Annotated in this window: 6 protein-coding genes, 16 tRNA genes, 1 rRNA gene and 1 riboswitch; of the genes, 22 read left to right on the top strand and 1 reads right to left on the bottom strand. The window is 47.3% G+C overall.

Annotated elements, in window-relative coordinates; all coding sequences use genetic code 11:
• Nucleotides 1-127: 127 nt before the first annotated feature.
• The 19 genes from rrf to thiC all read left to right on the top strand — a co-directional run bounded on the left by rrf (nt 128) and on the right by thiC (nt 5,024).
• Nucleotides 128-243, top strand: a 5S ribosomal RNA gene (gene rrf, locus Y79_RS0115250).
• 9 nt (nt 244-252) lie between these two features.
• Nucleotides 253-327 (top strand) — tRNA-Asn (locus Y79_RS0115245).
• Nucleotides 328-332: 5 nt separating this feature from the next.
• Nucleotides 333-423: transfer RNA gene (locus Y79_RS0115240), tRNA-Ser, on the top strand.
• Nucleotides 424-459: 36 nt separating this feature from the next.
• Nucleotides 460-531: transfer RNA gene (locus Y79_RS0115235), tRNA-Glu, on the top strand.
• A gap of 10 nt (nt 532-541) precedes the next feature.
• A tRNA-Val gene (locus Y79_RS0115230) sits at nt 542-617 on the top strand.
• 7 nt (nt 618-624) lie between these two features.
• Nucleotides 625-701: transfer RNA gene (locus tag Y79_RS0115225), tRNA-Met, on the top strand.
• 8 nt (nt 702-709) lie between these two features.
• Nucleotides 710-786, top strand: a tRNA-Asp gene (locus Y79_RS0115220).
• Nucleotides 787-798: 12 nt separating this feature from the next.
• A tRNA-Phe gene (locus tag Y79_RS0115215) sits at nt 799-874 on the top strand.
• 3 nt (nt 875-877) lie between these two features.
• Nucleotides 878-950, top strand: a tRNA-Thr gene (locus tag Y79_RS0115210).
• Nucleotides 951-961: 11 nt separating this feature from the next.
• Nucleotides 962-1,046: transfer RNA gene (locus Y79_RS0115205), tRNA-Tyr, on the top strand.
• A gap of 10 nt (nt 1,047-1,056) precedes the next feature.
• Nucleotides 1,057-1,130 (top strand) — tRNA-Trp (locus Y79_RS0115200).
• Between the two features lie 29 nt (nt 1,131-1,159).
• Nucleotides 1,160-1,235, top strand: a tRNA-His gene (locus tag Y79_RS0115195).
• A gap of 9 nt (nt 1,236-1,244) precedes the next feature.
• Nucleotides 1,245-1,316, top strand: a tRNA-Gln gene (locus Y79_RS0115190).
• A 51-nt stretch (nt 1,317-1,367) separates the two neighbouring features.
• Nucleotides 1,368-1,442 (top strand) — tRNA-Gly (locus Y79_RS0115185).
• Between the two features lie 6 nt (nt 1,443-1,448).
• Nucleotides 1,449-1,519 (top strand) — tRNA-Cys (locus tag Y79_RS0115180).
• A 7-nt stretch (nt 1,520-1,526) separates the two neighbouring features.
• Nucleotides 1,527-1,615: transfer RNA gene (locus tag Y79_RS0115175), tRNA-Leu, on the top strand.
• A 245-nt stretch (nt 1,616-1,860) separates the two neighbouring features.
• Nucleotides 1,861-1,942, top strand: a tRNA-Leu gene (locus tag Y79_RS0115170).
• A gap of 328 nt (nt 1,943-2,270) precedes the next feature.
• Nucleotides 2,271-2,969, top strand: a complete 699-nt coding sequence (locus Y79_RS0115165) for a Type 1 glutamine amidotransferase-like domain-containing protein (RefSeq protein ID WP_016938459.1) — start codon at nt 2,271-2,273, stop codon at nt 2,967-2,969.
• A 49-nt stretch (nt 2,970-3,018) separates the two neighbouring features.
• Nucleotides 3,019-3,129: riboswitch (TPP riboswitch) on the top strand.
• Between the two features lie 122 nt (nt 3,130-3,251).
• A complete protein-coding gene (gene thiC, locus Y79_RS0115160; RefSeq protein ID WP_016938458.1) occupies nt 3,252-5,024 on the top strand; it encodes a phosphomethylpyrimidine synthase ThiC in 1,773 nt (590 codons plus the stop codon).
• Between the two features lie 43 nt (nt 5,025-5,067).
• On the opposite strand, the gene Y79_RS0115155 is transcribed toward thiC, so the two are convergent.
• Nucleotides 5,068-6,423, bottom strand: coding sequence for an FAD-binding oxidoreductase (locus tag Y79_RS0115155; protein ID WP_016938457.1), 1,356 nt, complete (start codon nt 6,421-6,423; stop codon nt 5,068-5,070).
• 254 nt (nt 6,424-6,677) lie between these two features.
• On the opposite strand from Y79_RS0115155, the gene Y79_RS0115150 reads away from it, so the two are divergent.
• The 3 genes from Y79_RS0115150 (at nt 6,678) to Y79_RS0115140 (ending at nt 9,610) form a co-directional block, all read left to right on the top strand.
• A complete protein-coding gene (locus Y79_RS0115150; protein ID WP_016938456.1) occupies nt 6,678-6,863 on the top strand; it encodes an FbpB family small basic protein in 186 nt (61 codons plus the stop codon).
• Nucleotides 6,860-8,587 carry an ABC transporter substrate-binding protein gene (locus Y79_RS0115145; protein WP_016938455.1) on the top strand — a complete coding sequence of 576 codons (1,728 nt, stop codon included), beginning with the start codon at nt 6,860-6,862 and terminating at the stop codon, nt 8,585-8,587. The genes Y79_RS0115150 and Y79_RS0115145 overlap by 4 nt, the downstream gene beginning before the upstream one ends.
• Before the next feature lie 66 nt (nt 8,588-8,653).
• Nucleotides 8,654-9,610 carry an ABC transporter permease gene (locus tag Y79_RS0115140; protein ID WP_016938454.1) on the top strand — a complete coding sequence of 319 codons (957 nt, stop codon included), beginning with the start codon at nt 8,654-8,656 and terminating at the stop codon, nt 9,608-9,610.
• The last annotated feature ends 11 nt before the right edge of the window (nt 9,611-9,621 follow it).

Below are 9,621 nucleotides of genomic sequence, written 5' to 3'. Positions count from 1 at the left end.
CTAATCGATCGAGGACTTAACCATTTTTGAATGTATGCTTACTGTTATCTAGTTTTGAGAGAATTTTTTCAAAAAAACTCTTGCTTTTTCTGAAATACATAGTATAATAATACATGTCACTAAAATGTTTGGTGGCGATAGCGAAGAGGTCACACCCGTTCCCATGCCGAACACGGAAGTTAAGCTCTTCAGCGCCGATGGTAGTCGGGGGTTTCCCCCTGTGAGAGTAGGACGCCGCCAGGCAGACTTCATTCCGCAGTAGCTCAGTGGTAGAGCTATCGGCTGTTAACCGATCGGTCGTAGGTTCGAATCCTACCTGCGGAGCCATTTATGGAGAGCTGTCCGAGTGGCCGAAGGAGCACGATTGGAAATCGTGTAGGCGGTAACCCCGTCTCAAGGGTTCGAATCCCTTGCTCTCCGCCACTAATTATTAATACATAACAAACGAAAAAATACCAGGGCCCGTTGGTCAAGCGGTTAAGACACCGCCCTTTCACGGCGGTAACACGGGTTCGAATCCCGTACGGGTCACTTATATGATGGAGGATTAGCTCAGCTGGGAGAGCATCTGCCTTACAAGCAGAGGGTCGGCGGTTCGAGCCCGTCATCCTCCACCATTATTATCGCGGGGTGGAGCAGTTCGGTAGCTCGTCGGGCTCATAACCCGAAGGTCGCAGGTTCAAATCCTGCCCCCGCAACCAAAAAAAATGGTCCGGTAGTTCAGTTGGTTAGAATGCCTGCCTGTCACGCAGGAGGTCGCGGGTTCGAGTCCCGTCCGGACCGCCATTTATATAAAAAGGCTCGGTAGCTCAGTTGGTAGAGCAACGGACTGAAAATCCGTGTGTCGGCGGTTCGATTCCGTCCCGAGCCACCATTTGCCGGCCTAGCTCAATTGGTAGAGCAACTGACTTGTAATCAGTAGGTTGGGGGTTCAAGTCCTCTGGCCGGCACTCTAAATGATGGAGGGGTAGCGAAGTGGCTAAACGCGGCGGACTGTAAATCCGCTCCCTCAGGGTTCGGCAGTTCGAATCTGCCCCCCTCCACCATTTTATAAATAGGGGCATAGTTTAACGGTAGAACAGAGGTCTCCAAAACCTCCGGTGTGGGTTCGATTCCTACTGCCCCTGCCACTATATTATTTATTCACCTTTAGATTATGGCGGTTGTGGCGAAGTGGTTAACGCACCAGATTGTGGCTCTGGCACTCGTGGGTTCGATTCCCATCAATCGCCCCATATTATCATTGGGCTATAGCCAAGCGGTAAGGCAACGGACTTTGACTCCGTCATGCGTTGGTTCGAATCCAGCTAGCCCAGTTTCATTTTTTTAATATAACTGCATAAGATGTATTAAGTTCTTTACATGCTGCGGAAGTAGTTCAGTGGTAGAACACCACCTTGCCAAGGTGGGGGTCGCGGGTTCGAATCCCGTCTTCCGCTCCAAATTACGGCGGCATAGCCAAGTGGTAAGGCAGAGGTCTGCAAAACCTTTATCCCCGGTTCGAATCCGGGTGTCGCCTTTCTTTTGCCGGGGTGGTGGAATTGGCAGACACACAGGACTTAAAATCCTGCGGTAGGTGACTACCGTGCCGGTTCAAGTCCGGCCCTCGGCACCAATTTAACTTTGGACGCAACATGTTAAATTGGTCATCAATTTTTACATTACAAAACATATATGAGAGTGATTTGCATATTGCAGATCACTTTTTTTATATAATAAAAGCGTCAAGACTATGAATAGAAGTTTCTTGCTTGTAGCGTGTATACTGCATCACTATTAAAAAAACTTTACTAAAACCGTTGACACTTTATAAAATGCATGTTATATTTATATACGTCGGTTGAACACGACGTATTACATGCCGGTGTGGCGGAATTGGCAGACGCGCACGACTCAAAATCGTGTTCCTTCTGGAGTGCCGGTTCGACCCCGGCCACCGGTATAAGAAAGCTTCTACATATGTAGAAGCTTTTTTTGTTGTATGAAAATACCCTCCAAGGCTTGTGAAAAATGATAAGCCTGCGGGCGGTTCAGATCCCATACCAGTTTATTATTAGCGAATTGGAGCGTTTGCTTTCCCTCTCAGTGATAATACGGTGACACCCTCGAAGCTTGTTCCGGTGCTTATTGCTGCGGTGATCTCTGTTATTTTATACGGTGTCTTTTCATTTTTCAGATAGCAATGCGAAAAATATTAAAAAGGCGGTATCCAAAACGGAATACCGTCTTTTTAATGAGCTGTTATACTTGAGAAAAAAGAGGTGATGACGTTGAAGCAGATTATTGCAATGGGCGGCGGGGGGTTTTCCATGGAGCCGGATCATCTTGTGCTGGATCAATATATTTTAGAGCAATCGGTGCGGTCAAAGCCGGAAGTTTGTTTTTTGCCGACGGCAAGCGGAGATTCGGAGAATTATATCGGCAGGTTTTATCAGGCCTTTCAAAGGCTGGAGTGTAAGCCAGATCACTTGTCGCTGTTTAAACCGCCGTGTTCTGATCTCAGGTCCTTTCTCATGAAGAAAGATATCATATATGTCGGCGGCGGCAATACGCGTAATATGCTTGTCTTATGGAAAGAATGGGGGCTCGGCCTTATTCTGCGTGAGGCTTGGGAGAACGGTGTAATCTTGGCTGGTCTCAGCGCCGGGGCGATTTGCTGGTTTGAAGAAGGAGTGACAGATTCGTCAGGAGATTTGAGAGAGTTGCAAGCTTTAGGGTTTTTGCCTGGAAGCTTTTGTCCTCACTATGACGGAGAAGCGGAGCGCCGGCCGGTGTATCACCGTCTGATTTCAGAAAATAAACTTCAGGAGGGCTATGCCGCTGATGACGGCGCTGCGCTTCATTATAAAAACGATCAGCTGTTCCGGTCTGTCTCTTCCCGGGAAACGGCAAAGGGTTACAGGGTTTTTGATACTGAAGAAGGCGTAAGGGAAACAGAGCTTCCAGTCATTCAGTTATCTGAATTTTGATAATATACTTTTTTTTGTATGCAAATTATGTTACGATGAAACCGAAATGAATAGTTACTGGGGGTGCCCGTCTAAGCGGGCTGAGAGAGAAGCGGCGGCTTCTTAACCCTTTGGACCTGATCTGGTTCGTACCAGCGTGGGGAAGTAAAGGTTTTATTATTGTTGTGGAAAACAATAATAGTTTCTTTCTGACTGCAAAACCGGGTTCTCCAATGAATCCGGTTTTTTTGTGCTGGTGCTGAGCTTGGTTCTGTTATTCAAATGGATAAGGGAGAGATTTGTATGCAAAATCAATCAGTACAGCAAGCGAACATTTCTATTATGTCGAGTTTTTCAGGCAGTAAAAAGGTTTATGTAAAGGGTTCTTCGCCTGACATACGAGTGCCGATGCGGGAAATCAGCCTCAGTCCGACAACGGGGGCGTTCGGGGAAGAGGAGAATCCGCCGGTCCGTGTTTATGATACGAGCGGACCGTATACAGACCCGGATGTACAAATTCAAATTCATGAAGGTCTGAAGCCGCTCCGCACAAAGTGGATTACAAAGCGCGGCGATGTGGAGGAATATAACGGACGGGCCGTGAAACCTGAGGACAACGGCTATAAAAAAGAAGGCCGTGCCGCCGAATATCCCGGTTTACAGCGGAAACCGCTGCGGGCCAAGGCAGGGAAAAACGTTACACAATTGCATTATGCGAGAAAAGGCATCATTACACCGGAAATGGAGTTTATCGCAATTCGCGAGCATGTGTCTCCCGAATTTGTCAGAGACGAGGTAGCCAGCGGCCGGGCGATCATTCCTTCAAATATTAATCATCCTGAAAGTGAACCGATGATTATCGGCCGGAATTTTCATGTGAAGATCAATGCAAATATCGGCAACTCGGCTGTTACATCTTCTATTGAAGAAGAAGTCGAAAAAATGACGTGGGCGATTCGCTGGGGCGCCGATACGATGATGGACTTATCCACTGGGAAAGATATTCATACGACACGTGAATGGATCATCCGCAATTGCCCCGTACCTGTGGGAACGGTGCCGATTTATCAGGCGCTTGAAAAAGTAAACGGCATCGCTGAGGATTTAACGTGGAACATTTATCGAGACACATTGATTGAGCAGGCGGAGCAGGGTGTGGATTATTTCACCATCCATGCCGGCGTATTGCTTCGTTACGTCCCGTTAACGGCCAAACGCACGACGGGAATCGTATCCCGCGGCGGGGCGATTATGGCGCAATGGTGCCTGGCTCACCATCAGGAAAGTTTTCTGTACACGCACTTTGAAGAAATTTGTGAAATTATGAAGACGTATGATATTGCATTTTCTCTTGGAGATGGGCTGCGTCCCGGCTCGATTGCGGATGCTAATGATGAAGCGCAGTTTGCGGAATTGGAGACTCTCGGGGAATTGACGGAAATCGCGTGGAAGCACGATGTGCAAGTGATGATTGAAGGACCGGGTCATGTGCCAATGCATAAAATTAAAGAGAACATGGACAAACAGCTGGAAATTTGTAAAGAGGCGCCTTTTTATACACTGGGCCCATTAACGACTGATATCGCTCCGGGCTATGACCATATTACTTCGGCGATCGGCGCGGCGATGATCGGCTGGTACGGGACGGCGATGCTTTGTTATGTCACGCCGAAGGAGCATTTGGGCCTGCCGAATCGTGATGATGTAAGAGAGGGAGTCATTACGTATAAAATCGCGGCCCATGCGGCAGACCTTGCCAAAGGGCATCCGGGTGCTCAGATCCGTGATGATGCTCTGTCTAAGGCGCGGTTTGAATTCCGGTGGCGCGATCAATTTCATTTGTCGCTTGATCCTGAAAGAGCAATGGAATATCATGATGAAACGCTGCCGGCTGAAGGCGCAAAAACGGCTCACTTCTGTTCGATGTGCGGCCCGAAGTTTTGCAGCATGAGAATTTCTCAGGATATTCGCGATTATGCGAAAGAAAACGGTCTGACTGAAGACGAGGCCCTCAATGAAGGATTAAAAGAAAAAGCAAAAGAGTTTGTCGAGAAGGGAAGCCATTTATATCAATAAAAAAGAAAAGATGAGGATGGAGTGTGTCCATCTTCATCTTTTTTTAGAAAAACGGTGACCGGCGAAACGGCGGAATGCTCTGCTCAAAGCGGAATACGTTTTCCGGGTCATACTTCGTTTTGACTTGACGGAGGCGGTCGACATTTCCTCCGTAATATGTCCGCAGCCAGTTTCTGATTTCTATATCAGGCCAATTTACGTAATCCCCCATCGTTTCTCTTGAAAGAGACGTTCTCAGCTCTTCGATCCAGCGGACGTTTTGTCTTTCCTCTTCAGGAGATGTCCAGTTTGTTATATATTCCTGGGCAATGATTGCGTCGCGATAGTAGAATGCCGTTTGATCCGGAGCGATCCGTCCGGCCGCCCCGCCGAGAGATTGCTGCCAGACACTGGCGTTTTTATTCGGAGCGTGCTCCAAGTAGTATTTTAAAGCAGAAATTGCGCGTGTTGACAATGGTTTTTCAATAAAGGATCCTGACCGCTTCATCTTTTGCGGCTCATTGCCTCCCGGGCTGTTAAAAAAGGCTGCCGCTCTAATAAACGGAACTGTCTTGACCATGCCGCTTGTCGGGTTTCCCGCTTTCATTAACGGAGCCAGCAGTTCTTTCAGCTCATTTTTTGTTCCGATAAATTGGCCGAGCGCTTCTATGCGGTTGACTTCTTTAGGCCAAAACTGAATGGATGAAGTAAGCCGGTTATCTGTAAATGGAGCCCAGTTCTGCCACGTATTAAATACCTCCTCGAAATCATCCCAGCCCCAAGTGACAGAAAAAATAGTTACGTACGAGATCGGCACGGCTTTAAACACCATAGATGTGACAATGCCGAAGTTGCCGCCGCCTCCGCCCTGAGACGCCCAAAATAAATCAGGATGCTTTGAGCGGTTGACTGTTATCAATTCAGCACCCGCTTTTTCGTCTGCTGTGATCATTTCGAGTTGGAGGAGACGATCGCAAGTCAGGCCGGCAGCCCTTGTTAAATATCCGATTCCTCCTCCGAGCGCCAGCCCCGTGATTCCCACATTTGCAATGGTTCCCGCGGGAAGAGTCAAGCCGTACCGCCAGAGTGTCCGGTACACTTCTCCCAAATCGGCACCCGCTTCAATCGAGACCAGCCGCTTATCTTTATTCACTCTTATTTTCTTCATTTCACTAAGATCAATGACAAGCCCGTCATTTAACAGGGAAAAATTCTCGTAGCTGTGTCTTCCGCCTCTGATGCGGAAAGGCACGTTATTCTCACGCGCCCATCTCAGTGCATTGACGGCATCATGTTTGTTTTGGCAAAACACAATGATGTCCGGATATCTTTGCAGGCTTAAGTTGATATTGGTTCTTGCTTCATTATAGTCCGGGTCATCTTTTCTGACGATGCGCCCGGTCAATGTTGTCTTTTCCACACTATCACTCTCTTTCATCGGGATCTGTTATTTCTTCTAACATATGCGGAAAAATAAGAGAGTGTATGAGGAAAACCCCCGGAATGAAACGATATTTTAAATTATAGTTGACAGGTAGGGATTGTATGAATTAACATAGTCAGTACATATTTCCAAACGTTGGCTGATCGGATCACCGAAGGCTCTTATCTTGTAAACAGATAAGGGCCTTTTTTTGCGTGAAAGCCATTGGATGAAAAGCGGAGGGATGAAAAGTGGCGTTAAAAAAGGCATCACATGTGCGCAAAAAAAGTAAAAAGCGAAAAAAGTACAGAAAACACACATTGAATTTCGAACTGCTTGTGGAGAAAAACAAATGGGAGATTATGAGAAGTGAGGAACAGATGGAGCAGATTTATATAAAGATAGATGAAAAGCATGCGGGGGTTCGATCAAAATGAAGGGGAACACTTTGAGGATGAAAACAACGGGCATCATACTCGCGCTGTCGGTATCGTTCATGTTATCAGGGTGCGCGTTAGGGAGTGCCGGAGAAGAACCGTCTTCTGCGGCGGATAAAAAACAGGAAACACGTATCGCCCATGTCAAAACAAAGAAATTTAAAGCTTCTCATCCGGAGGCGCTTCCCGTTAAATCGAAAGCCAGAACGGACACTTTTGTTGCGGGGATTTCCGCGCCGGGGGGAGTGTTTCTGCCGTACTTTTATGAAAACGGCTGGGATGGAAATGCGACAGATCCTATTTTTGAACCGTTAGTCAAGCTGGATAAAACGGGTAAGCCCGCACCGGCTCTAGCTGAAAGCTGGACTGTTTCCAAAGATCAGCTTACCTACACGTTCCGCTTAAGAAAAAATCTCGTTTTCAGTGACGGTTCGCCGCTCACCGCAAAGGATGCCGCATTCACTTTAACACTGCTGCATGACCCCGCTTACGCAGGCTATGAAGATATCACCACGGCCTATATTAAAGGCGGCAAGGCTTATAAAGAAGGAAAAGCAAAGACGATAGAGGGCATTCGCGTCCTTGATGACAGAACCATTAAAATCACCACTGAGAAAGTCAGTGCGAAGTCGCTGCTTCTTTTAGGCGGGCAGGTGCTGTCGGAAGCTTACTACGGAAAGAATTATCGGTTCGGCAAACTGGACTATTTAAAAGAGCTTTATGCCAAACCGCTCGGAGCAGGGCCTTATCGATTTACAGAATACCTCCCGGGACAGGAAATACGCTATCAGGCTAATAAACACTATTATTCCGGAAAACCGAAAACAGAAAAGCTGATTTATAAAATTATTGATCCGTCAACTTCTCTTCAGCTGTTTGAAACGGGTGATCTTGATTACGCTTCATTTTCTCCTGATGATGATACGGTTGAGCATTTAAAAAGCCTCGGTTTTGCGAATATAAGCGTCTCGGTCGTGAATGATTACGGGCTTGTGTACGTGAATCACAAGCGTCCGCCTTTTCAAGATAAGAAAGTGTCCCAAGCGCTTATTTACGGGCTGGACCGTCAGAAAATCGTCGATGTCCGCTTTAAACACTACGGAGAAGTCGCAAATGTGCCGGTGTCTCCGGTTTCGTGGGCTTATGATGACAAAGGAGTCAATCCGTACACGTTTAATCCGGAAAAAGCCAAGAAGCTTCTTGATGAAGCAGGCTGGAAAACGGGGAAAGACGGCGTGCGTGAAAAAAACGGCAAAAAGCTTGAAATCAGCTATTACACTTCTAAAGCGGACGATGATTTCATCCCGATCGCGAAAGAAAATTACGCGGACATCGGAATCTCATTAAAACCGGAAGTGATGGATTTTAATACAGAGGTAGCGAAAATAAATGAAAAACAGTACGATCTTGCCGCCGTTTCCACCTCGCAGATTCTTGATCCGAATGACACGGTGGAAAAGCTGGCTTCCGGCCATCCCAATAATGTGACGGGGTATTCCAATCCGAAAGCGGACCGGCTGATCGAGAAAGGAGCCGGCACGCTTGATATCAGCAAAAGAAAAGAGATTTATCACCAGCTGTACCGGGAGCTCGGGGAAAACCCGCCTTACATTCTGATTCATTACCGTCAGAGCGCAAGGGCGGTCAGCGGAAAAATAAAAGGGCTTGAGCCTGACAATTATTCGGGAATCAGTTCGAGTCTCTCAAACGTGTCAATTCAGTAGAACAATGGCGCAAAATACCCGCTGTCCGGGGTATTTTGCCCTTTCAGCGGAAGGGAGAGGCTTTTTGTGAAACGGTATGCCGCAGAACGGTTCATTCAAATGCTTGTGATCTTATTCGGTACGTCCTTTATTATTTTTTTCTTATTCGCGATACTGCCGGGCGATTATATTGATTCCAATGTCAACCTGACCCCGGAAAGGGCAAAGGAGCTAAAAGCGCTTTACGGCCTGGATCAGCCGATTTGGCAGCGTTATGTGACGTGGCTCGGCAATGTGCTCAGCGGAGATTTGGGATTCTCTTTGAAGTATCAGGAAAACGTCCTGTCACTGCTTCAGAAATATGTCTGGAATTCGTTTTTTGTCGCGTTTTTGGCTTTGCTTGTCACATGGTCTGCCGCGATGATAACGGGTGTCATATCCGCTGTCAGGAAATACTCGTGGTTTGACGGGATCGTAACATTTTTTGTGTTTGCTTCCATGGCGTTCCCGTCTTTTTTTATCAGCCTGCTGTTTATTAAATGGTTTGGAGTGGATTTAAAAATATTGCCCGTCGGAGGGATGGTGGATACCGGAAGCACGAGTTCTGGTTTTTCGTACGTGCTTGAAGCCGCCAGACATATGATTCTTCCGGTTGTGATTTTATCTATGCTCGGCATCGGCTCACTGACAAGATATTTCCGCTCCGGGATGCTTGATGTGATCAGGCAGGATTATATCAGAACGGCGAGAGCGAAGGGGTTGAAAGAGCGCACCGTCATTTGGAAACATGCGCTGAAAAATGCGCTCCTTCCGGCGATCACCCTGCTTGCTTTTGAACTGCCGGGTCTGTTTTCCGGGGCTATTATTATTGAACAGATTTTCGGATGGCCGGGTGTCGGCCGTATTCAGCTGGAATCTGTGCATTATCGGGACTATCCGGTTTTGATGGCGTTTACCTTGTTTTTGTCTTGTTTAACGATTGTGGGGAATTTCTTGGCGGATATCGCTTATGCCGCGGTTGATCCGCGAGTCAGGCTGAAATAGGGAGTGTTTTG

Source organism: Bacillus siamensis KCTC 13613 (genome assembly GCF_000262045.1).
GTDB lineage: Bacteria > Bacillota > Bacilli > Bacillales > Bacillaceae > Bacillus > Bacillus siamensis.
The sequence above is the reverse complement of the archived record's forward strand: the minus strand, read 5'-3'. Positions and strand labels throughout refer to the sequence as shown.